Consider the following 21972-nt stretch of genomic DNA (forward strand, 5'->3'; position numbering starts at 1 on the left):
GGTGCTCGGAGGGGTGGGGACGGGTAGGTTTGTAACGCTGGGGAAATACCGGCAGGGCAGACTGAAGGCCGGGGTCGGGGAAGTGAGAGCGGAACCCTCCCGGCAGCGCTCGGTGTGAAGAGGGAGAATGGTTTTGGACCGTCAGCAGGAGTTCGTCCTCCGGACGCTCGAAGAGCGGGACATCCGCTTCATCCGGCTGTGGTTCACGGACGTCCTCGGCTTCCTCAAGTCCGTGGCCGTGGCCCCCGCCGAGCTCGAGGGCGCGTTCGCCGAAGGCATCGGATTCGACGGATCGGCGATCCAGGGCTTCGCCCGGGTCCACGAGGCGGACATGCTCGCCAAGCCCGATCCGTCCACGTTCCAGATCCTGCCGTGGCGGGCCGAGGCCCCGGGCGTCGCGCGCATGTTCTGCGACATCCTCATGCCGGACGCGACCCCGTCCTACGCCGACCCGAGGCACGTGCTGAAGCGCACCCTCGGCAAGGCCGCCGACCTGGGGTTCACGTTCTACACCCATCCCGAGATCGAGTTCTTCCTGTTGAAGAACATGCCGAAGGACGGGACCATCCCCGAGCCGGTCGACCAGGGCGGGTACTTCGACCACACGCCGCACTCGGCGGCGCACGACTTCCGGCGCAGCGCCATCACGATGCTTGAGTCCATGGGCATCTCGGTGGAGTACAGCCACCACGAGGGCGCGCCCGGCCAGCAGGAGATCGACCTCCGCTACGCCGACGCCCTCACCACGGCCGACAACATCATGACGTTCCGGCTCGTCATGAAGGAGGTCGCGCTCGAGCAGGGCGTGAACGCCTCGTTCATGCCCAAGCCGTTCACCGACTACCCGGGCTCGGGCATGCACACCCACATGTCGCTGTTCGAGGGCGACCGCAACGCCTTCTACGAGCCGGGCGCTGAGTTCCAGCTGTCCAAGGTCGGCCGCGCGTTCATCGCCGGCCTGCTCAAGCACGCGGGCGAGATCACCGCGGTCTGCAACCAGTGGGTGAACTCCTACAAGCGGCTGTGGGGCGGCCCGGGCGCCGACGCGGGCGCGGGCGGCGAGGCCCCGTCCTACATCTGCTGGGGCCACAACAACCGCTCGGCGCTCATCCGGGTGCCGATGTACAAGCCGCAGAAGGGCCACGCGACCCGGATCGAGTTCCGGTCGCTGGACACCGCCTGCAACCCGTACCTGGCGTTCGCGGCGATCCTCGGCGCGGGCCTGAAGGGCATCGAGGAGGGCTACGAGCTGCCTCCCGGCGCGGAGGACGACGTGTGGGCGCTGACGCCCGCCGAGCGCCGCGTGCTCGGCATCCAGCCGCTCCCGCAGTCGCTCGACGAGGCCATCAAGGCGATGGAGCGCTCGGAGCTGCTCGCGGACGTGCTCGGCGAGCACGTCTTCGACTTCTTCCTGCGCAACAAGCGCGCCGAGTGGGACGACTACCGCCGTCAGGTCACCGGGTACGAGCGCAAGCGCTACCTCGAGATCCTGTAACCCGGCTCGCGAAAGCCCGGCTCACCTGCGCGGTGAGCCGGGCTTCTTCGTCTCTCCGGTTCTCTCACCGGAACCTTCGGGTTCTCTCAGGCGGCGGGTCTCAGACGCTCATCGTGGCGCAAGGAAGCGTCCGTAGCGTGCTGCTCGTCCCAAGAACGAAGAGAACCGGAGGACGAGATGATCCGGAAGTTGATCCCCGCCGCTGCCGCCTTCGCCGTCGCGACGCTCGCGCTGGCCGGTCCCGCGCAGGCCACCGAGCGGCCACAGACGTCCTCGACGCAGCAGGCCCCCGTCAAGAACAACGGCGGCAACGGCAAGGACGGAAAGGACGGAAAGGACAAGGCCGAGACCGCCTCGGTGAAGGACGCCAAGGCGCTGTGCGTGCGGACGGGCCGCAGTGAGCGTGAGCTGAACGCGAAGATAGCGCGCTACTCGGCCAACAGCGCGGACTCCCCGGCCGCGCTGCGCGCCAAGGCCGCGAAGCTGAAGAAGTCAGACCCGCGCAGAGCCGAGCTGGTGAAGCGGGCCAAGACGCGGGAGGCCGAGCTCGCGGCGCTGAAGAAGCAGAAGGCAGCGCTCGCGCAGACGCTCGGCTGGTGCAAGGCCAAGGGCTACGCCACCTCGTGACGCGTGCGCCCGGCCGCGGCTCATGCGCCGTGGTCGGGCAGGCCGTCGAGCGGCAGCCTGGGCAGCGGGAAGCTGTCGGTGTGGTGCTTCTGGCCCGGCCACTCCTCGGAGTAGGCGGTGTCGTCGGGGTCGATGCCCGGCAGCGGCAGGTCGCACCAGACGACCTTGCCCATGGCGGTGCGGCGGGTGCCCCAGCGCCTGGCGTACTCCGACACGACGAGCAGGCCGCGGCCGCCCTCGTCGTCGTCGGCCGCGCGGCGCAGCCTGGGCAGCGCGGCGGAGCGGTCGGTCACCTCGATGACGAGGGTGCGCTCGCGCAGCAGCCGCAGCTCGAGCGCGCCCGGCGAGTACCGCAGCGCGTTGGTGACGAGTTCGGAGGCGAGCAGTTCGGTGGAGTAGGACAGGTCTTCCAGGCCCCACTCGGCGAGCTGGGTGCGGATCAGGCCGCGGGCGCGGCGCACGGCGGCGAAGTCGTTCGGCAGGGTCCAGTGCGCGCGGGTGTCCTCGGGCAGCCGGCGCAGCCTGGCGATGAGCAGCGCGATGTCGTCGCGGTCGTGGTTGTCGTAGACGCCGGCCAGGCACGCCTTGGCGAGGTCCTCCATCGGACGCTCAAGGGCCGAGGCGTCGAAGATGCCCGACAGGCGGTCCAGGCCGTCGTCTATGTCGCGGCCCCGGCTCTCCACGAGGCCGTCGGTGTAGATCACGAACATGCTGCCGTCCTCGACGGCGAACTCGCGGCTCTCGATCGGGTTGCCGCCGACCACGCCGAGCGGCGGCGCGTCGGGCAGCGTCAGGTACTCCGAGGTGCCGTCGGGTCTCAGCAGCAGCGGCGGCAGATGCCCGGCCGAGGCGATCTCCAGGGTGCCGGTCGTGGCGTCGTACACGCCGAAGACGCACGTGGCGAAGTGCGGCTCCTGCTCCCCGAGCTCGGCCATCAGCTCGTGCACGATGTGCAGCGCGTCGGCGGGCGGGTAGTCGAGGTTGGCAAGGGTGTGCAGCGCGGTGCGCAGGCGGCCCATGGTGACGGCGGCCTTGACGCCGTGCCCGGCGACGTCGCCGACGATCAGCGCGACCCGCCCGCCCGGCAGCGAGATCGACTCGTACCAGTCGCCGCCGACCTCGACGAGCTTGCTGCCCGGCAGGTAGCGGTGGCGCACCTCGACCGAGGACGGGTGCGACAGCCGCAGCGGCAGCAGGCTGCGCTGGAGGGTGAGGGCGGTGGCGCGCTCCCGGCTGAACCTTCGCGCGTTGTCGATGACGATCGCGGCCCGCGAGGCGAACTCCATGCCGATCTCGACGTCGTAGGCGTCGAACCTGCGGAAGCCAGGGGTGCGGGTGCAGGCCATCAGGCCCAGCAGGTTCCCCTTCTTGGCGATCAGCGGCAGGATCACCATCGACACGTCGTCGAGCAGTTCCCGGACGGGGTCGCGCCGCCACGCGTCGGCGATCTGCCCGGCCTGCTCGGCGGTCATGTGCTTGAGGTGGACGGGCGCGGCCTTGTCCAGGCACTCGCGGTAGGGGGTGCCCGGCGGGTAGACCAGCACCTCGCCGGTCGGGAAGGTGGCCGACCAGTCCATCTCGTGGTTGTCGGTGGCCAGCGCGAGCCGCCGCAGCACCGCAGAGCCGCCCGCCTCGCCGTGGTGGTGCTCGTCGGCGGCCACAAGGCTCTCCAGGACGACGATCGCCGCGACGTTGCAGTAGTGCGGCACGACCACGTCGGCCAGCGCCCGGGTGCACAGGTCGAGGTCGAGGTTGGAGCCGAAGCGGGTGAGCTGGTCGTCGAACAGGGCGCGGCGGATGCGGCCAGGGTCCTGGAATCGCTCGGTGGTCGACAGCGCGACCCGCAGGTGGACGAGGCCGAACAGGTCTCCCCCGCCGACCATCGGCTGGACCGTGACGACGGCGTCGCCGGGGCCGTGCAGCCGCCAGACCGAGGTGCGCTCCTGGCCTTCGGCGACGGCCTCGAGGATCGCGGGGATCTGGTCGCCGCCCTCGTCCACGAGGTCGTACAGCCGCGAGCCGATCAGCGCGTCGGCCTCGAGGCCGATGACCTTCTCCGCGTTGTGCCCGGCCTGGACGATCACGCCGCGCTCGTCGATGCCGAGCACGAGCGTCCTGGACGCCGAATCGGCGGTCGACGCATTGGCCTTGCGCGCCATCGCGGTTCTCACCTTGGGCTCTCCCGCCGACCGGTTGCTCGTTCGTCCTTCCGGACAAGTATGCGCCACTCCGCCGTTCTGTGCGGCTTGTTGCCCACGAAGGACATGACGCCGGGGGCCCGTTCCGTCACGCTGCGATGATCGGCGAGGTCGCGGCGGGGGTCGGAGTTCCGCGCGTCACATCGGGAATGACCCCCTCTTCCGCTCTCGTTGAGTTGGTGTAATCATCTATTTCGTCCGGGTACGCCGAAGGGGCGCCTCGAGACTGGAGGTAGAAGCAGCATGTCCGCAGCAGTGCAGAAGGACCGGTCGACCATGCTTTACGGCGGCCAGGGAACCAGGCGCATCACCGTCCGCGACATCGCCGCCGCCAAGGCGCGCGGCGAGAAGTGGCCCATGCTGACGGCCTACGACGCGCTGAGCGCGCGGATCTTCGACGAGGCGGGCATCCCCGTGCTCCTCGTCGGCGACTCCGCCGCGATGGTCGTCTACGGCTACGAGTCCACCATCCCCGTCACCGTGGACGAGCTCGTCCACCTGACCGGCGCGGTCGTGCGGGGGTCCAAGCGCGCGATGGTCGTCGCCGACCTGCCCTTCGGCTCCTACCAGGCGTCGGTCGAGCAGGCCCTGGCCACCGCCACCCGCTTCCTCAAGGACGCCGGGGCGCACGCGATCAAGCTCGAGGGCGGCCGCAGGGTCGCGCCGCAGGTCGAGGCGATGGTCGCGATGGGCATCCCCGTCATGGGCCACCTCGGGCTCACCCCGCAGTCGGTGAACACCTTCGGCGGCTACCGGGTCCAGGGCCGCGGCGAGGACGGCGAGCAGCTGCTGCACGACGCCAAGGCGCTGGAGGCCGCGGGCGCGTTCTCCGTGGTGCTGGAGTGCGTGCCCGAGGAGCTGGCCGAGCGGGTGACGGCGTCGCTGTCGATCCCCACGATCGGCATCGGCGCGGGCAAGGGCACCGACGCGCAGGTCCTGGTATGGCAGGACATGGCGGGGCTCGTCCCGCACACCGCGAAGTTCGTCAAGCGGTTCGCCGCGATCGGCGACGCCCTGGGCGACGCGGCCCGCGCCTACGCCGACGAGGTCGTCGGCGGCGTCTTCCCGTCGTCCGAGCACACCTACCACTAGGCCCCGAAGGCTCAACTCCCACCCCACGCGAACGGCCCCGGTCCCCCGCCGGGGCCGTTTCGCGTCCTGTCAGGGCTGCGGCTTGTGCCGGACGACGATCAGCCGGTCTCCGCGCTCCAGGGTGCGGCCAAGCAGGCCCTCGTAAGGAAGCGTCTCCTCGGCGCGGACGACGGCGAGGACCGGCTCGTCTATCTCGTGGACCTCGCGGCCGACCTCGTCGCCGGCCAGCGGCCGCTCCACGAGACCGAGGCGGCTGCCCAGGATCAGCAGGTCCTCGATCACCGCGCTCACGTTGGGCTCGCTCGTGGCGAGGCCGAGCAGCCGTCCCGCGGCCTCGGCGGCGGGGATCACCCGGTCGGCCCCGCTCTGGCGCAGCAGGGGTTCGTTCTCCGACTCGTTGATCGCCACCTGGATCGCCGCGCCGGGGTTGATCTGGCGCGCGGTGAGCGTGATGAGGACGGCGCTGTCGTCGCGTCCGGTCGCCACGATCACGTCGCGCGCCCTGTCGACGGCCGCGCGGCGCTGCACGACGCTGCGGGTGGCGTCGCCGACGATCCCGGCGAGGCCGCGCTGCGCGGCCTCGGAGACGCAGGCGCGGTCGGCGTCCACGACGACGACCTTGGCGGGCGGCAGGCCCCCGTCGAGCAGCGCGTCGGCCGCCGCGCGGCCCTTGGTGCCGTACCCGATGACGACAACGTGGTCCCGCACCTTCGCCTCCCAGCGTCTGCGCCGCCATTCCTCGCGCGACTGCTCGGCGAGCACCTCGAGGGTGGTGCCGACCAGGATGATCAGGAACAGAATCCGGATCGGGGTGACGACGAGGCTGTTGACCAGCCGCGCCACGGGGGTGACGGGGACGATGTCGCCGTAGCCGGTCGAGGACAGCGCGACGCCCGCGTAGTAGAAGCAGTCGAGCAGATCGACGGGCCGGCCGGTGTCGTCGCGGTAGCCCGCGCGGCCCAGGTAGACGACGGCGACGACCACCCAGAACAGGAACACCGCGAACGCGACGCGCCACATCACCCGTTCCAGCGGGCTCCTGTGGCGCGTCGGCAGCAGAATCCCCGAGAGCACGCCCACACCGCAGTGACTACCCGGTGGCGGTCGGGATCACCCGGAAAGGGCGCTCGGGGCCTGGCTCACACGTCGGTGAGGCGGATTCCCGCGTGCGCCTTGTAGCGGCGGTTGATGGAGATCAGGTTGGCCACGAACGCCTCGACCTGGTGGGCGTTGCGCAGGCGTCCGCCGTAGATGCCGCGGACGCCGGGGATGCGCTCGGCCAGCGCCTGGACGAGGTCGGTGGCCTCGCGGTCCTCGCCCTCGCCGAGGACGAGCACGTCGAGGTCGATCTCGGCGACGTCGGGGTCGAGCAGCAGCACCGCGGACACGTGGTGGAAGGCGGCGACGACGCGGCTGTCGGTGAGGATCGCGGCGGCCTGCTGCGCGGCGCTGCCCTCCTCGACGGCAAGAGCGTACGCGCCCTGCTTGTCGAAGCCGAGCGGGTTCACGCAGTCGACCACGATCTTGCCCGCGAGCTCGGCCTTCAGCGACTCGAGGGTCGCCTTGTGCCCGCCCCACGGGACCGCGACGATCACGATGTCGGACTCGTTGGCGCAGCCGGCGTTGTCGAGGCCGCGCACGCCGTGGCCGAGCTCGTCGGCGGCCTCCTGGGCGCGGTCGGCGGCGCGCGACCCGATGATCACCTTCTGGCCCGCGAGGGCGAACCGCCGCGCCAGGCCCTTGCCCTGGTCGCCGGTGCCGCCGAGGATGCCGATCGTCAAGCCGCTCACGTCAGGGAGATCAGTCATGGGCGCATCCTGTCAGAACGGCGTTCGCCCTCTGCGCCCGGCCCCGACGGTCGGCCCCGGCGGTCGGCTGATCGGCGGGCGTCCGGCGCGATCCGCGCGTGTCGGGCCGGGAAGTGCGCCACCATGAACCCCATGGACAACGGACAGGTGGCGTTCCTGCGGGAGCTGCTGGCGTCCTCCGAGACGATGGCAGAGACCCGCCGTTTCGCCCGCGCGCTGCGCTCCTCGGCCCGCGACGACCTGCTGCTGCTCGGCGCGCCGGGCGAGGACGACCCGTGGCATCTGGCGGCGCATCTCGATGAGGAGTCCCGGTTCGTCCCGTCGCTGAAGCCGACGCTCGTGCGCTGGCAGCCGCCGCCCGGCGCGCCCGCGCACCTGGCGATCGGGCTCGACCGGCTGGCCGCCGCCCGGCGCGGCGAGGCGCTGCTCGTCGTCGCCGACGGCGAGGCCGCGCCGCCCCCGCTGCTTGAGCGGGTGGACGACGCGCGGCGCACCGGCGCGGTGATCCTCACCCTCGACGGCGGCGACCGCGAGCTCACCGACCTCGCCCACGAGGCGCTGACCGTACGGCCGGACGGGCCGGTGAGCTTCGAGCAGGCACAGCACCTGGTCAGCTCGGTCGCGGGCGAGGACCGGGGACCGCGCGGCCTGCGCGGCAGGCTCGCCCGCTTCCTCGACGCCGTCGCCGGGCCTCAGGAGTCCTGAGAGTCCCACGCCTCATTGCGGTCGCGCGCGGTGTCGAGCGCGTGTTCGGCCTGCTCCTTGGTGTCGTAGGGGCCCATCCGGATCTTGTCCGGGCAGCCCGGGCCCTCCTCGACCTTCATGTGCTTCAGGCAGAAGAACCAGTGCCCTTCGTCAGCCATCGCCTCTCGCCTCCCTCAGACCAGCCGTATCGAATCCTGCCCCGAATCGGGAACTAAACTCTCCCGTATGACGACGACGTATCTCACGCCCGGCCGGGTGTCCGCCCCGCGCAAGGTCCCCGCGCACATCGCGCGGCCCGAGTACGTCGGGAAGAAGGCTCCCAAAACCGGCGAACCCGACGTGAAGTCCCCCGAGATCATCGAGGCGATGCGCGTCGCGGGCCGGATCGCCGCCCAGGCCCTCGCGGAGGTCGGCAAGGCGGTGCGCCCGGGCGTCACCACCGACGAACTCGACGCGCTCGGCCACGAGTTCCTGCTCGACCACGACGCCTACCCCTCGACGCTCGGCTACCGGGGATATCCCAAGTCGCTGTGCACCTCGGTCAACGAGGTCATCTGCCACGGCATTCCGGACACCACAGTGCTGCGCGACGGCGACATCGTCAATGTCGACATCACCGCGTTCATCGGCGGCGTCCACGGCGACACCGACGCGACGTTCCTCGTCGGGGACGTGGCCGAGGAGTCGCGGCTCCTTGTCGAGCGCACCCATGAGGCGATGACGCGCGGCATCAAGGCGGTCAAGCCGGGCCGTGCCATCAATGTGGTCGGCCGCGTCATCGAGGCGTACGCGCGCAGGTTCGGCTACGGCGTCGTGCGCGACTTCACCGGCCACGGCATCGGCACCACGTTCCACTCCGGCCTGATCGTCCCGCACTACGACGACCCGAACGCCACGACAGTCATGGAACCCGGCATGACGTTCACGATCGAGCCGATGCTGACGCTCGGCACGCACGAGTACGACATGTGGGACGACGGCTGGACCGTCGTCACCAAGGACCGCAGGCGCACCGCGCAGTTCGAGCACACCATCCTCGTCACCGACACCGGCTCGGAGATCCTGACCCTGCCGTGACCCCCTGAGCCCGGCGCGGCGGCTGGAGGGCCGCCGGACGGACCGGCGATAATCCGCGCATGATGGGCCAAACCCATGCGCTGAGCGGGGCAGCCTTGTGGCTCGCCGCCGTGCCGCTGCTCACCTCGCCGGACCTGCTGCACGAGTACGCGATCGGCCTCGACGCCGCCGAGATCGCCGCGGGGACCGTCGTGTGCGCGGGCGCGGCGCTGCTGCCGGACGTCGACCACCCGCGCGGGACCATCGCCAACACCTTCGGGGTGTTCACGCGCTGGCTGTGCAAGGCGATGAGCTCGATCTCCGGCGGGCACCGGCACGGCACCCACTCGATCCTGTTCGCGGTCGGCGCGGGCTACGGCGCGCAGTGGCTCGCCGACAACAACGACTGGGGCTGGTGGGTCGCGCTGTTCCTGCTCGTCGGGCTCGGCCTGCGCGGGCTCGGCGTCGGCGTCGAGGGCAACGACGTCACCACCGGCGTGCTCAACGCGCTGCTCGCGGCGGGCGTCGTGTTCGCGCTGCACGGGGTCGACGCGCCGTGGGCGGGGTACGCGGTCGCGCTCGGCTGTCTCGTGCACGTCGCGGGCGACTGCTGCACGCCGCAGGGCTGTCCCGTGCTCTGGCCGATCCCGTGGCGGTTCGGGGTGCCGCTGGTGCCGCGGACGGACGGCAAGGTCGAGCGCTGGATCGTCACACCGCTGCTGACACTCGGCGTCGCCGTCCTCGCCGTCCGCACCGCGCTCGGCGAGGAGATCACCGCCTGGCTGAACACCCACGCCTGAGCGGGGCGGACGGTGGTCCCGTCAGTCGACGACGGTCACCGACAAAAGCGTCACCCCGACGGACTGCGCCTCGTCGGAGCAGTCGCACTGCCCGCAGCCGGGAGTGACCGGGGAAAGGTGCGTGTACATAGCCCGTTTTCCCTTCGAAAAGGATGAAGAGTACGTTTCCGAGCGTACGCGGGAGAACGCGGAACGAGCACCGCCACGCGGGGGCAAATCTGTCGTCAAGGTCGCGAGCGCGTCGCCGTCATCGGCCACCGCGCAGGGTAATCAACGCACGTGAGCAAACGACGCCTCCGCGCCACCGCGCCCGTGCTCGTCCTCGTGTCCGCGCTCGCGGGGTGCTCGGGCGGTGAGACGCCCAGGCCGGCCGGCGGCACCACCGCGGCCGTCCCCACGCAGGACGTCGCGGGGCTCCAGGCGGGATACGAGCAGGTCGTCGCCAAGGTGCTGCCGTCGGTCGTGCAGATCGTCACCGACCAGGGCGAGGGCTCGGGCGTCGTGTTCGACGCCGACGGCAACATCGTCACCAACGCGCACGTCGTCGCCGGGGCCAAGACCTACGAGGTGCTGCCCGCGAGCGGCGGGCCCGCGCTGCCCGCCAAGCTCGTCGGGTCCTTCACCGCGGGCGACCTCGCGGTCATCCGGGTCGACGGGGCGGGGCTGCCGCCCGCGACGTTCGGGGAGTCCAGCAGGCTCAAGGTCGGCCAGCTCGTCCTGGCGATGGGCAGCCCGCTCGGGCTGTCGGGCAGCGTCACCAACGGGATCGTGTCGGCGACCGGCAGGACCGTCAGCTCGCGCGAGGAGGGGCCGTTCCCTGGCGCGACGATCTCCAACGCGGTGCAGACCAGCGCGGCCATCAACCCGGGCAACAGCGGCGGCGCGCTGGTGACGATGGACGGCAGCGTCATCGGCATCCCGACGCTGTCTGCGGGGACGAGCCAGGGGGCGGCCTCCGGGATCGGGTTCGCCATCCCGAGCGACACCGTCAAGAACATCGCGCCGCAGCTCATCACGTCGGGGAAGGTCACCAACTCGGGGCGTGCCGCGCTCGGCGTCACCATCGCGCAGACCGTCGACATCTCCTCCGGCGCGCCGGGCGGGGTCGCGGTCGTCGCCGTCACCGAGGGCGGGGCGGCCGAGCAGGCCGGGATCAAGGTCGGCGACGTCATCACGTCGGTCGACGGAAAGGCCACCGACAGCACGACGGCGCTCGCCGAGGTGCTCGCCGAACACCAGGTCGGGCAGACCGTGCCGGTCGAGGTGCGGCGCGACGGGCAGACCGAGGAGGTCAAGGTGACGCTCGGGGAACTGCCGGGTTCCTAAGCGTCTGTGCCATGTGACGCGAAACAGGGGAAAAGTCAGCTGTTTCCCGGTGGATCGCGCGAACTTTCCCCCGCCGCCGTTCCTCCAAAGTTCGGGCCGACCGAGGTAGCCGCTCCGACCAGGCTGCCTGAATAATGCGGATGGCCTGATCGGAGGAAAGCTGCATTGTTCGGGGTAGTTCGACCGTGCCGTCATGTGATGAGCGAGACGGTCTTCCGGGACTGGATGGCGCACCTGTGCGGGCTCTGCCTCGCCCTGCGCGACGAACACGGACACCGCGCGCGTCTGGTGACCAACTATGACGGTCTGCTCGTCTCGGTGCTCACCGAGGCGCAGGAGCCCGAGGCGTCGCCGCGCCGCAAGGCCGGACCGTGCGCGCTGCGCGGCTTCCGTGGCGCGCAGGTGGTCGAGGCGCGCGCCGAGGGGGCGCGCCTGGCGGCGTCGGTGTCGCTGCTGCTCGCGGCGGGCCGCACCCGCGACCACATCGCCGACGGCGACGGGATGCTCGCCCGCAAGGTGCCCGCCGCGCTCGCCGAGCGGGTCTCTGCGGGCTGGGACCGCGCGGGCGGCCGCACCGCCGCCGACCTGAGCTTCGACGCCACGACGCTGCGCGAGGCCGTCGCGCGCCAGACCGTCCTGGAGAACACCCCGGGACTGCCGCTGCTCGCGCTGCTGGAGCCGACCGAGACCGCCGTCGCGGCCGCGTTCGCGCACACCGCCGTGCTCGCCGGACGGCCCGGCAACGCCGCGCCGCTCGCCGAGGCGGGCAGGTTCTTCGGCAGGCTCGCGCATCTGCTCGACGCCGTCGAGGACCTGCCCGAGGACCACGCGACCGGGGCGTTCAACCCGCTGCTGGCGACCGGCACGTCGCTGCGTGAGGCGCGGCGCTGCGCCGACGACGCGCGGCGCGGGCTGCGGCTCGCCCTGGCGGAGGTGGACTTCGCCTCGCGTGAGCTGGTTGACGCGCTGTTCGGCGGGGAGACCCGGCGTGCGGTCCAGCGCGCTTTCGACGGGCACCCTTTCTCGGTGTTCGACGACCTGCCCTGGACGCCGGACGCGGACCCGTCCCAGTGGGTGGACGCGCTCGCCGCGCTGCACGCCGCGCCGCGCAAGGGGCACGGGCATGGGCACGCGCACGGGGAGTCGTGTGCGCACCACACGCCCAAGTCGCCGAGCGCCGCGCTCGCGGAGCAGGCCGAGCAAGTGGTGCAGATCGTGCGGATCGACGGTTCCGTGTGGACGCCGGCCGTCGCGCCTACCGGGATCGAGCTTGTGCGGCGTGATCCGGCCAAGCCCGGCGACGGCGTCAGCCCGGACGGGATAAGCGCCCACTACCCGCAGGAGCCTTCGCCGCAGCAGGGCAGGCCGTACCCGCAGGGCGGCTATCAGCCGTCGTACGGGACGCCGTACCAGCAGGGCGTACCGGGGGCGGGACAGCAGGCCGGGGGCTACCCGCCGCCTCCGCCTCCTCCGCACGGGCCGTACCCGCCGCCCGGCGCGCCGCTGCCCCCGCCGTTCCGGCCGCGCCGCCCCAACCGTCCGGGCTGCGGCTTCGACCTGTGCCTGTCGGGCGCGCTGATCGGCTGCACCTGCGGGCTGTGGCGGCCTGAGTGGAGCGAGTACCACGCGGCGGGCTGCACCGACCGGTGCGCGTGCACGCGGATGGACTGCAGCGGCTGCGGCGACTGCGGTAACTGCTGCGACTGCTGCTCGTGCTGCGGCGGTGACGACGACGGCGGCTGCTGCGACGGGTGCGACTGCTGTAGCTGCGACTGCTGACCGAGGAGTTCCGGCGGCGGGCGCTGACAGGAAAACCAACCAAGCGTACGCTCGGTTCCTGTGGAGACTGCCGCTGAGACTCAAGCCGGGACCTTCGCCGCGCTGCTGGCGGCCCGATCCGGTGACGACCGGATCGGGCTCGTCTTCGAGGAGGAGTCCTATACCTGGGCGCGGGTGGTCGAGGAGGCGCGGCGCAGGGCGTCGCTGATCGCCGAGCTCGCCCCCGCCGTCCCGGGACGCGCCCCGCACCTCGGCGTCCTGCTGGAGAACGTGCCCGAGTACGTGCTCTGGCTGGGCGCGGCCGCGTTCGCGGGGGCGGTCGTGGTCGGGGTGAACCCGACCCGGCGCGGTGCGGAGCTCGCCTCGGACATCGCGCACAGCGACTGTGACGTGCTCATCACCGACCGGGCGGGGCTCGACGTCCTACCCGGCTCGCACAGGCCCGCCGAGGGAGGCGTCGCAGGGGTCGTGCCGATTCCGGCGTCGGGGGACGGGCCGCCCGTCGTGCTCGTGGACTCCCCCGCGTACGCCGAGCGAGTAGCGGCGGCTCCCCTTTATGCCGGGCCTGCGCCCGATCCCTCCGCGCGCTATCTCCTGCTGTTCACCTCCGGCTCGACCGGAGCGCCCAAGGCCGTCAGCTGTTCTCAGGGACGGCTTACGACGATCGCGGCCATGGCGCCCGGCTTCGGCCTTGACGCCGACTCCGTCACGTACGTCGCCATGCCGCTGTGCCACGGAAACTCGATCATGGCGAACCTCGCCATGGCCGTCCAGGTCGGGGCGAAGGTCGTGCTGCGGCGGCGGTTCTCGGCGTCGGGCTTCCTGCCCGACGTGCGCCGCCACGGCGTCACCTACTTCAACTACGTGGGCCGCGCCCTGGCCTACATCCTGTCCACCGACGCGGACGACCCGGCCTGCACCCTCGCGCGCGCCTTCGGGACCGAGGCGTCCGCCAGGGACAGGGCCGCGTTCGCCGCGCGGTTCGGCTGCGACGTCGTCGAGGGGTACGGGTCGAGCGAGGGCGCGATCGCGATCCGGCGCACCCCCGACACCCCGCCCGACGCGCTCGGCGTCGCCCAGCACGGGGTGGAGATCCTGGTGATCGACCCCGACACCGGCCGCGAGTGCCCGCCCGCCGACCTCGACCCCTCCGGACGGCTCCGCAACCCCGAGGCGATCGGCGAACTCGTCGGGCTGACGACCGCGTTCGAGGGCTACTACAACAACCCGGAAGCCGACGCCGAGAGGCTGCGCGAAGGCAGGTACCACAGCGGGGACCTCGCTTACCGGGACCCGGACGGCTTCTTCTACTTCGCCGGACGCACCCCCGACCGGCTCAGGGTCGACGGGGAGAACTTCGCCGCCGCGCCCGTCGAACGGATACTCGCGCGCTGGGAACCCGTCGTGATGTGCGCGGTCTACCCGGTGCCCGACCCGCGCACCGGCGACCAGGTGATGACCGCGCTCGAACTCGACGGGACCGCCTTCGACCCCGACGCCTTCGCCGCGTTCCTGGCCGCCCAGGAGGATCTGGGGACCAAGTGGGCGCCCCGGTTCGTCCGGATCGTCGGGGCGATGCCGTTGACCGCCACGACCAAGGTCGACAAGAAGCCGCTGCGCCGCGCGGCGTGGCTGACCGCCGACCCCGTCTGGCACCGGCCCGGCCGTGACCTGCGCTACGAGCCGTTCACCGACCCCGACGGGCTGCGCGCCGCGTTCGCCGAGCACGGCCGCCACCCCGGCTGAGCCCGGCCCCCCGAGTTGTCCACAGGGGTCGGGGCGCGGCACCCGCCGGGGTCAATAAGGTGGGGGTGGCCACCGCTACCCGAATCGGACGATCATGAAACTCCTCGCCTTGACCCGGGCCGCGGGCGCGTTCGCCGCGCTCGCCGCCCTGACGCTCGCGACGCCCGCCGCGCCCGCCGCGGCGCACACCGCGCTGAGCGGCAGTACCCCAGCCGACGGGGCCGAGGTCGACACCGTCGATGAGGTCGTGCTGACCTTCAACGAGCAGCTCCGCTCCGGCCAGCTCGTCGTGCAGGACGAGGCGGAGAAGAACGTCCACAAGGGCAAGGTCACCGTCTCGGGGACCGAGGTGAAGCGCAAGGTGCGGGCCGAGCTCCCGGCCGGGAAGTACACCGTCGGCTACCGGGTGATCTCCGCCGACGGGCACCCGGTCACCGGCTCGCTGACGTTCACCGTCACCGGCCTCGCCGCAGCGCCTTCGGCGACGGATGAGGCCGCGGCCGTCACCCCGTCGCCGAGCGCCACGGCCGAGAGCACCGAGGGCGGCGGGACCCGGTGGCTGATGGTCGGCGTCGGGCTCGCCGCGGGGGCGGGCGCGGGGCTGCTGATCTCGATGCGGAGGCGGCGCGATGCGTAGCGCGTACCGGGCGGCGGCCGTCGCGGCGCTCGCCGCGGTTTTCGGGCTCGTCGCGGCGCTGTATGCGGGCGGGTCACTCGCCGAGAAGGTCATTCCCGGCATCGGGGACGCCGGCGAGCTCGTAAGGTGGGGGCTGCCGTTCTCGCGGACGGTGATGGACGTCGCCGCCGCCCTGACCGTCGGGTGCCTGGTCATGGCGGTGGTGCTGCTGCCGCTGATCCGGGACGGGCTCACCTCGGCCGCACAGAACTACCTGCGCGCGGCATCGTGGTGCGCGGCGGTGTGGGCGTGCGCGGCGGGATCGACCCTCGTGTTCACCGTGGCCGACATCCTCGGCGTCAACGTCAGCGGGCTGCTGCGCGGCAACGAGCTGTCGAGCTACGTCGGGCAGCTTCCGCAGGGCACCGCGCTGCTGCTGGTGATCCTCGCCACCGTCGTCGTCGCGCTGCTCGGCAGGACCGTCGACACCCCCGCCGCCGCGCTCGGGCTGCTCGCGATCTCCTTCGTCGCGCTGCTGCCGCCCGCGCTGACCGGCCACTCGGCCTCCTCGCCCAACCACTCGCTCGCCATGATCGGCCTCGCGCTGCACCTCGCGGCGGTCGTGCCGTGGGTCGGCGGGCTCGCCGTGCTGGCCTGGCACGCGCTCAGCAAGGGGCGGCTGCTGGAGACCGCCGCCGCCAGGTTCAGCACCCTCGCCCTGTGGTGCGCGATCGTGGTCGGCCTTTCCGGGCTGGCCAGCACGGTGTCGCGGCTGCCGGACCCCGTCCAGCTCGTGGAGACCGACTACGGGCGGCTCGTCCTCGCCAAGATGGCGGCGTTCGCCGTCCTTGTGTGGATCGGGCACCGGCACCGGGAGAAGACGGTTCCGCTGATCGCCGCGCGCAAGCCGCTGGCGTTCACCCGGCTCGCCGTGGTCGAGGTCGCGATCATGGCGGCGACGATGGGCCTCGCCGTCGCGCTCGCGCAGACCGCGCCGCCCGTCACGTCGCTGGAGGCCGAGAGCACCGTCAAGACGCTGCTCGGCTACGACATGCCGCCGGAGATGACCTTCGGCACGCTCGCGTCACTGTGGCGGTTCGACCTGTTCTGGGTCGTTCTCGTGGTGGCGCTCGGCGGGTTCTACCTCGCCGGGGTCGTCCGGCTGCGCCGTCGCGGCGACTCCTGGCCGTGGCACCGGGTCGTCTTCTGGCTGCTCGGGCTCGCCTCGATCGTCGTCGCGACGTTGAGCGGCCTCGCCACCTACGCGCCGCTGATGTTCAGCGTCCACATGGTCCAGCACATGGTCATCGCCATGGTCACGCCGATCTTCCTCGTCCTCGGCGCGCCCGTCACGCTGGCCCTGCGCGCCCTGAAGCCCGCCAAGGTGCGCGGCGACCGAGGCCCACGCGAGTGGCTGACCGCCGCGCTGCACAGCCGCTACACCAAGGTCATCGCCCACCCGGCCGTCGCCACGATCCTGTTCATGGGCAGCACCTGGGCCCTGTACTACAGCCCGGCCTTCGAGTGGCTGATGGGCAACCACCTCGGCCACATCGCCATGCTCATGCACTTCCTGCTGAGCGGCTACCTCTTCTACTGGGTCATCATCGGCATCGACCCCACCCCCAAACCCCTCGCCTACCCCTGGCGTCTCCTCCTGTTGTTCGTCACCATGCCCTTCCACGCCTTCCTCGGCCTGGCCATGATGAACATGGGCGAGCCCATAGCCGCCAACTGGTACGAGATCGTCTACCCCCCCTGGGCCGGCCCCATCGTCGACGACCTCCAAACCGGCGGCGCCATCGCCTGGGGCTTCGGCGAAATCCCCACCTTCATCGTCATCATCGCCATAGTCGCCCAATGGGCCACCTCCGACACCCGCCAGGCCCGCCGCACCGACCGCACCGCCGCCCGCACCGAAGAAGCCGAACTAACCGCCTACAACCAAATGCTCCAAAACCTAAACAAATCCCCCAAACCCTAACCCCCACTCCCCCACAAGCATCATCGCCTTCAGACACAGTCCAAGGCCCTCGCATCCCCGCTTGACGTCGAACGTGGCGGTGGCAGAATTCCGTGCGAGAGTGCAACATCCTTCAACCTCGCGCTGGAGGCAAGATCGTGACTCTAAGGTTCCTGGGCAAGGAGACGACCGGGGCGTAAAGCCCGACCCTCTATGCCACCGATGGCGGCTACGTCGTGCAGGGCTGGATCGTGAGCGATCCGGCGATCCTCGCGGCAGCCGAGTTGGAGGCGGGCGAAACGGTCGTCGAAATCTACGCGCGGCTGCTCACGCACCTCGACAAGGACGGGCTGAGCGGGCGGGTCGCAAGCATCATCCCGCCTATCGTTCACGTCATGGAGAACGGAAAATACGTGGCCAAAGGAACCGTGGTCAACGACCCGGAGATCCTTGGCCAGATGGATATACCCGACCACGAGACCTGCGTTTTCGTCGCCAGGGTGGCCATGGCCGCCTTGGCCTAAGGAGACCCATCCATGCGGCCGATCGACTATCAGGAATTCCAGAACCGGGTACGCGCATCTCGCCGCGCATGGCATCTGGAATTGCGCGATAGCTACCACGTCGAAGAGGAAGGCTCCCCGATACAAAAGTGGAGGAACGGGGAGCCTGACGACTTCGAGTGGCTGGCCGAGTGGCTGTCCTTCGTAGCGGATGTCACGCGGTCGGGTGTCCGCATTGAACGGCTTCGCATCAAGACGGTCCCGCACAGCGAATACGCCGAGTGGAACCTGTCCGCAAGCAGGCGCACCTCTGAGGCCGGGGAAGAGATTCGATACCTTCCCCGGCACCTCGCCTCGGATCTGGAATTGCTTGAGGACGACTGCTGGCTCCCCGATGACTCGGTGCTGATCCTCAGCTTGTTCCAACCTGATGGCCGGACGGCCGGCTTCGCGATCTCCGACGACGCCGACCTGCTGGCCCGCTACCGAGACATCAGGGACAGGACCTGGTCGCGTGGTACTCCTATCGCCGAGTACGCACGCTGGTAGCTCCGTTCCGTGTCTACTTCCGCACGTCGGGCCCGCGAGGCGCTCGGCGCTCAGCTCCGCGATATCCGCAAGGACGCCCGCCTGACCGGCCGGGCGCTTGCGGCCGCAGCCGGGTGGCACTACACGCTCGTTTCGAAGATCGAAAACGGCGCGATCAACATCTCCGAGAATCATGTGCGCATATGGTGCCGGGTCTGTTCGGCAGAACAGCAGATACCTGATCTGATCGAGCGCTCTCGAACCATCGACACCATGTTCATCGAGTGGCGTCGGCAACTTCGGACCGGCACCAAGCGGCGGCAAGAGGAGAGCGTACGCTTCGAGGCGGAGACAAACAGATTTCGTGTCTTCGAGCCGCTGTTCATTCCCGGCCTGCTACAGACTGCCGAGTACGCGCACGCGGTGCTCTCGCATTTCGTCCGACACCACAACCTACCGGACGATGTCGACGCCGGTGTTCAGGCCCGGATGGAACGTCAGCAGATCCTCTACCGCGGAGACCACCGGTTCCACATGGTCATATGTGAGGCCGCACTCACGCTTGGCGCCGTCGGAACTGAAGCCTTGCGCGGGCAGCTTGACCGCCTGCTGGCTCTCTCGTCACTCGCGAGACTTCACCTGGGAATCATCCCGACGCGGGCGGAGCACGGATTCCTCCCGCTCCATGGATTCTGGATACTGGACGACAGGGAAGTCCTGGTGGAGACGTTCTCCGCGGAACTCAAGCTGACCCAGCCGCAGGAAGTCGCGACCTATGGCAAGGTCTTCGCCGCCCTGGCCGGCTCCGCCGTCTACGGCAGGGCGGCGCGTGATCTGATCACCAGGGCGACAGGCGAACTGGCCGCCGAGACAAGTTGATTCAACATCGTTCAACATCATCGACGTGCGGGGACAGCGAAACCTACGGTCAGCCCATGAGCTTTGATGCACCCAGGGTTAGCGGGGCGCGCGGGTCGGGATCGCGTGGGCGGCTTCGTGGATCGTCTCGTCGGCTTCATTTTCTTTCGTTGCTTGGGGAGGTGCTTCGGGAGGAGCATGGGCTTGATGTCGTGGTCGCTCCTGGGGAGGGGAGCGTGGCGATGGTGCTGCGGGTGGTCGGTAGGGGGAGCGTCGGGGTTGATGTTCAGGTGGAGTTTGTGGAGGAGGCGGGTGGGTGGCGGTTCGCGTGGGGGGAGGGGCGGACCGGGCTGGTGGGCGATGTCCGGGGCGCTGCGGAGCGGGTCGTCGCTGATCTGCGGGTGCCTTGATGGGCGGGGAGGTCCGCGAGATGTGCGGGCGGGCGGGGTGGGCGTCGTGACCATCTTCTTTGTGGCGAGGAGGAGTACGCCGACGTCCGGAGGGGCGGACTTTGAGGATGGGTCGTGGTCGGCGCTCACCGGGGGTCCGCTGCCGCGACGGCCCGGGGACGCTGATGAGGCGACTGCGAAGGCGCTTTGGGCGTTGTTCGATGTGATGGCGCCTATGCGTGGGGTTCACCGGGCTGCGTCACGGGGTTATCTGTGTGTGTGGCTTCCAGGTCGTCGCGATGAGGCGGTTCAGCTCGCTGTCGGCGACCGCGACGGCGGGTCCTGGTTCCGGTACGGCGACGACGGCGACTGGCTTGCGCCCGTCGCCGATCCGTCTGCGGCAGCCAAGGAGATCGTGCGGCTGCTGTTCGGCGGCGACGCGGACGCGGAGACCGTCGCGCGTGTGCTGAACGAGCCGTCCGGCTCCTAGAGATTCCCCTGTCCGCAGGCAGTCTGGCGCGGGCCTGCGGTCGGGGGTGCAAGACCCGCTGCGGAAAGCCGTGCGGGATGTCCGAGGCTCCTGGGAGGAAGCCGATGCAGTTGGACGAGATCGCGACGCGGGCCCTGGCCGGTATCGGTGGGGACTCCGTCGAGGGCGCGACCGTGGTCGCGAAGAACCTGACCGCCTTCGTCGCCGAGGGCAACTCCTCCATGATGGGCGGCTGGACCTGATCCGGCCCTGAGAGCGTGAGAGGTATCCCCTGATGCGCTTCCTGAACGTTCACCACACCGTGGCGAGCGTGGGTCGGCTGGTTCGAGCAGCGGGGGGTGCCTCTCCCGCCGACGCCGCCCAACTCTCGCCCGCTTACCGGATGATGCTCGCCGGTCTCCGTCCGATCTTTCCGCCGACTGCGGGGGTGCTGGTCTCCTTCGAGGACGGCGCGTGGGGCGGGTTCCTGGCCGAGAACCGGATCTTCGAGGACATCTTCCGCGGCGTGTCCGGCACCGATCTCCACCAGCGGGCCGCCTGGGGCGATGAGGTGCACCGGGCCTTCGACTACCTCCGCGACGAGTTCCCGGCGCTCGCCTACCTCACCGAACTCCTGGTGACCGACGTCGTCCTCCTCAAGTCCGACTCGACCGGGGGCGGCTCGGCGTCACAGTTGCCGGGCCTTGTCGTGATCAGTCCCGGACCTGGGTGGACGACGCGCGACTTCGCCGAAACCCTCGTCCACGAGATGACCCACCTCAACCTGTTCGTGTTGGACATGGCCTACCGGCTCTACCGGAAGACCTCCGACGAACTCGCGCTGGACGAACACCGCGTCGTCAGTGCGGTGCGCGTCGGCGAACTCCGCCCGTTCGACAAGGCGTTCCACAGCGCCGTCGTCGCCGTGCCGCTGATGTACATGCAGCAGGCCCGAGGCGAGACCGCACTCGTTGACGCCTTCGCCTCGTCGCTCATCAACTGCTGCGAGGGACTTGAGGCGAAGAAGGACAGGTTCACGCCCTACGGGCAGATCCTCCTGGCGGAACTCTCGTCCTTCGCACGGAATCTCGATTACACAATGGTCGAGTCGGGTTTCACCCGAACCGACCTTGCCGCTTAGTCCTCCACGACGATTCCCAGCGCTGACGCCAGAGAGTAGACGAGGCTCTGTGCGTCAGCGCTGGACACGATGATTCCCCGCAGCGATTCAACGCCCGCAATTCCCGAAAGATCACAGTTGGCGAATCGGGTCCCCGCGACCTGTGCGTTACTGAACTGCGCGCCGCTCAGCCGGCATCCCTCGAAGCGCACGTTCTGGAACTTGGCTCCCTGGAAATTGGCCTCGCTCAGGTTGCAGTCCCGGAACACCACGTCCCGGAGCGTCGCGAAGCGGAACGAGGCAAGGTCCGCACGGCATCCCGTGAACAGGACGTCCTTCAGCCCACAGTCCCGCAGGTCACCACCGGTGAGACGGCACCTGTCCACGAGACTGTTGAAGACCAGCCCACTCGGCAACGACATGTTCGCCAGGTCCGCGCTTTCGAACACCACATCCGTCAGGCGCGCGCTCCGCAGCAGAGACCCGGAAAGATTGGTCCCGCGAAATCTCGCACGCTCAACCTCAACGCCTTCCGCATGCGAGCCCGACAGGTCGGCCTCGCCAAAGTCAACTGACAGATAAACCCCGTCGTCCTCCAGAGAACGGCGGACGGTGAGCGCGTCGGGAATCTTCGGGGCGACGGGTTCCCGCTTCTTCCCCTGTCGAACTGGCATGGCCACCATCCTACCGCCGCCGAGAACCCAATCCCCAGGCGTAAACCTGGGGGTCTCAGCGCATTCCTGCTATCTCCCCCGAAATTCGAGCATCCGCAGCGACCGCGAACTCGTCAATGAACCCGACCCGCCCCGTACAAACGCATCAGCGAAAGGAACTAGTGGGGGGGTTGGGGTGGGGGGTTGGGGTGGGGGGTTGGGGTGGGGGGTTGGGGTGGGG

General features: G+C 70.2%; 22 protein-coding genes. 17 read left to right on the forward strand and 5 right to left on the reverse strand.

Annotated features, from left to right (window positions below; translation table 11 throughout):
- Positions 1-133 precede the first annotated feature (133 nt).
- A complete protein-coding gene (locus tag R9X44_RS25945; RefSeq protein WP_319816888.1) occupies positions 134-1495 on the forward strand; it encodes a glutamine synthetase family protein in 1362 nt (453 codons plus the stop codon).
- A 177-nt stretch (positions 1496-1672) separates the two neighbouring features.
- The gene (locus R9X44_RS25950; RefSeq protein WP_319816889.1) at positions 1673-2122 is read left to right on the forward strand and encodes a hypothetical protein; all 450 of its coding nucleotides are present in this window, start codon (positions 1673-1675) and stop codon (positions 2120-2122) included.
- 20 nt (positions 2123-2142) lie between these two features.
- Here the strand turns inward: R9X44_RS25950 and R9X44_RS25955 are convergent, their stop codons facing one another.
- Complete coding sequence (locus tag R9X44_RS25955) at positions 2143-4293, reverse strand: SpoIIE family protein phosphatase (RefSeq protein ID WP_319816890.1); 2151 nt, start codon at positions 4291-4293, stop codon at positions 2143-2145.
- Positions 4294-4563: 270 nt separating this feature from the next.
- Here R9X44_RS25955 and panB point away from each other — a divergent pair, with 270 nt between their 5' ends.
- Positions 4564-5412: a 3-methyl-2-oxobutanoate hydroxymethyltransferase gene (panB, locus tag R9X44_RS25960; RefSeq protein WP_319816891.1), complete on the forward strand. Its 849-nt coding sequence runs from the start codon at positions 4564-4566 to the stop codon at positions 5410-5412.
- A gap of 69 nt (positions 5413-5481) precedes the next feature.
- Here panB and R9X44_RS25965 read toward each other — a convergent pair whose 3' ends face one another.
- Together R9X44_RS25965 and npdG are read right to left on the reverse strand one after the other, a co-directional pair.
- The gene (locus R9X44_RS25965; protein WP_319816892.1) at positions 5482-6492 is read right to left on the reverse strand and encodes a potassium channel family protein; all 1011 of its coding nucleotides are present in this window, start codon (positions 6490-6492) and stop codon (positions 5482-5484) included.
- 59 nt (positions 6493-6551) lie between these two features.
- Positions 6552-7220 carry an NADPH-dependent F420 reductase gene (gene npdG / locus R9X44_RS25970; protein ID WP_319816893.1) on the reverse strand — a complete coding sequence of 223 codons (669 nt, stop codon included), beginning with the start codon at positions 7218-7220 and terminating at the stop codon, positions 6552-6554.
- A gap of 132 nt (positions 7221-7352) precedes the next feature.
- Here npdG and R9X44_RS25975 point away from each other — a divergent pair, with 132 nt between their 5' ends.
- Entirely contained in the window at positions 7353-7925 is a 573-nt protein-coding gene (locus R9X44_RS25975) for a hypothetical protein (protein ID WP_319816894.1), read from the forward strand.
- Here R9X44_RS25975 and R9X44_RS25980 read toward each other — a convergent pair.
- Positions 7913-8083: a hypothetical protein gene (locus R9X44_RS25980; protein WP_319816895.1), complete on the reverse strand. Its 171-nt coding sequence runs from the start codon at positions 8081-8083 to the stop codon at positions 7913-7915. The genes R9X44_RS25975 and R9X44_RS25980 overlap by 13 nt on opposite strands.
- A 67-nt stretch (positions 8084-8150) precedes the next feature.
- On the opposite strand from R9X44_RS25980, the gene map reads away from it, so the two are divergent.
- The 13 genes from map to R9X44_RS26045 all read left to right on the forward strand — a co-directional run bounded on the left by map (position 8151) and on the right by R9X44_RS26045 (position 21099).
- Positions 8151-9002: a type I methionyl aminopeptidase gene (map, locus tag R9X44_RS25985; RefSeq protein ID WP_319816896.1), complete on the forward strand. Its 852-nt coding sequence runs from the start codon at positions 8151-8153 to the stop codon at positions 9000-9002.
- A gap of 59 nt (positions 9003-9061) precedes the next feature.
- Positions 9062-9781 carry a metal-dependent hydrolase gene (locus R9X44_RS25990; protein ID WP_319816897.1) on the forward strand — a complete coding sequence of 240 codons (720 nt, stop codon included), beginning with the start codon at positions 9062-9064 and terminating at the stop codon, positions 9779-9781.
- Between the two features lie 279 nt (positions 9782-10060).
- On the forward strand, positions 10061-11107 hold the full coding sequence (locus tag R9X44_RS25995) for a S1C family serine protease (protein WP_319816898.1): 1047 nt from the start codon (positions 10061-10063) through the stop codon (positions 11105-11107).
- A 165-nt stretch (positions 11108-11272) separates the two neighbouring features.
- Positions 11273-12886: a DUF5685 family protein gene (locus R9X44_RS26000; RefSeq protein WP_319816899.1), complete on the forward strand. Its 1614-nt coding sequence runs from the start codon at positions 11273-11275 to the stop codon at positions 12884-12886.
- 60 nt (positions 12887-12946) lie between these two features.
- Positions 12947-14632, forward strand: coding sequence for an AMP-binding protein (locus R9X44_RS26005; protein ID WP_319816900.1), 1686 nt, complete (start codon positions 12947-12949; stop codon positions 14630-14632).
- Between the two features lie 109 nt (positions 14633-14741).
- Entirely contained in the window at positions 14742-15269 is a 528-nt protein-coding gene (locus tag R9X44_RS26010) for a copper resistance protein CopC (RefSeq protein WP_319816901.1), read from the forward strand.
- Entirely contained in the window at positions 15262-17232 is a 1971-nt protein-coding gene (locus R9X44_RS26015) for a cytochrome c oxidase assembly protein (RefSeq protein WP_319816902.1), read from the forward strand. Before R9X44_RS26010 ends, R9X44_RS26015 begins: the two co-directional genes overlap by 8 nt.
- A gap of 215 nt (positions 17233-17447) precedes the next feature.
- A complete protein-coding gene (locus tag R9X44_RS26020) occupies positions 17448-17735 on the forward strand; it encodes a hypothetical protein (RefSeq protein WP_319816903.1) in 288 nt (95 codons plus the stop codon).
- 12 nt (positions 17736-17747) lie between these two features.
- Positions 17748-18263, forward strand: coding sequence for a DUF6879 family protein (locus R9X44_RS26025; RefSeq protein WP_319816904.1), 516 nt, complete (start codon positions 17748-17750; stop codon positions 18261-18263).
- 9 nt (positions 18264-18272) lie between these two features.
- Positions 18273-19121 (forward strand): helix-turn-helix transcriptional regulator, encoded by an 849-nt coding sequence (locus R9X44_RS26030; RefSeq protein WP_319816905.1) that lies wholly within the window; start codon positions 18273-18275, stop codon positions 19119-19121.
- Positions 19122-19766: 645 nt separating this feature from the next.
- On the forward strand, positions 19767-19979 hold the full coding sequence (locus R9X44_RS26035; RefSeq protein ID WP_319816906.1) for a hypothetical protein: 213 nt from the start codon (positions 19767-19769) through the stop codon (positions 19977-19979).
- A 104-nt stretch (positions 19980-20083) separates the two neighbouring features.
- Positions 20084-20221: a hypothetical protein gene (locus R9X44_RS26040; protein WP_319816907.1), complete on the forward strand. Its 138-nt coding sequence runs from the start codon at positions 20084-20086 to the stop codon at positions 20219-20221.
- A gap of 68 nt (positions 20222-20289) precedes the next feature.
- A complete protein-coding gene (locus R9X44_RS26045) occupies positions 20290-21099 on the forward strand; it encodes an aKG-HExxH-type peptide beta-hydroxylase (protein ID WP_319816908.1) in 810 nt (269 codons plus the stop codon).
- Here the strand turns inward: R9X44_RS26045 and R9X44_RS26050 are convergent.
- A complete protein-coding gene (locus R9X44_RS26050; RefSeq protein ID WP_319816909.1) occupies positions 21096-21752 on the reverse strand; it encodes a pentapeptide repeat-containing protein in 657 nt (218 codons plus the stop codon). The two genes, R9X44_RS26045 and R9X44_RS26050, sit on opposite strands and share 4 nt — an antisense overlap.
- Positions 21753-21972 lie beyond the last annotated feature (220 nt).

This window comes from Actinocorallia sp. A-T 12471 (assembly GCF_033875155.1).
In the GTDB taxonomy this organism is placed as follows: domain Bacteria; phylum Actinomycetota; class Actinomycetes; order Streptosporangiales; family Streptosporangiaceae; genus Actinocorallia.

Coding starts and splice junctions, on each gene's coding strand:
- R9X44_RS26050 (WP_319816909.1), bottom strand. CDS start 21,752: ATGCCAGTTCGACAGGGGAAGAAGCGGGAACCCGTCGCCCCGAAGATT.
- R9X44_RS25990 (WP_319816897.1), top strand. CDS start 9,062: ATGATGGGCCAAACCCATGCGCTGAGCGGGGCAGCCTTGTGGCTCGCC.
- R9X44_RS25980 (WP_319816895.1), bottom strand. CDS start 8,083: ATGGCTGACGAAGGGCACTGGTTCTTCTGCCTGAAGCACATGAAGGTC.
- R9X44_RS25950 (WP_319816889.1), top strand. CDS start 1,673: ATGATCCGGAAGTTGATCCCCGCCGCTGCCGCCTTCGCCGTCGCGACG.
- R9X44_RS25975 (WP_319816894.1), top strand. CDS start 7,353: ATGGACAACGGACAGGTGGCGTTCCTGCGGGAGCTGCTGGCGTCCTCC.
- R9X44_RS26040 (WP_319816907.1), top strand. CDS start 20,084: ATGCAGTTGGACGAGATCGCGACGCGGGCCCTGGCCGGTATCGGTGGG.
- npdG (WP_319816893.1), bottom strand. CDS start 7,220: ATGACTGATCTCCCTGACGTGAGCGGCTTGACGATCGGCATCCTCGGC.
- R9X44_RS26025 (WP_319816904.1), top strand. CDS start 17,748: ATGCGGCCGATCGACTATCAGGAATTCCAGAACCGGGTACGCGCATCT.
- map (WP_319816896.1), top strand. CDS start 8,151: ATGACGACGACGTATCTCACGCCCGGCCGGGTGTCCGCCCCGCGCAAG.
- R9X44_RS26015 (WP_319816902.1), top strand. CDS start 15,262: ATGCGTAGCGCGTACCGGGCGGCGGCCGTCGCGGCGCTCGCCGCGGTT.
- panB (WP_319816891.1), top strand. CDS start 4,564: ATGTCCGCAGCAGTGCAGAAGGACCGGTCGACCATGCTTTACGGCGGC.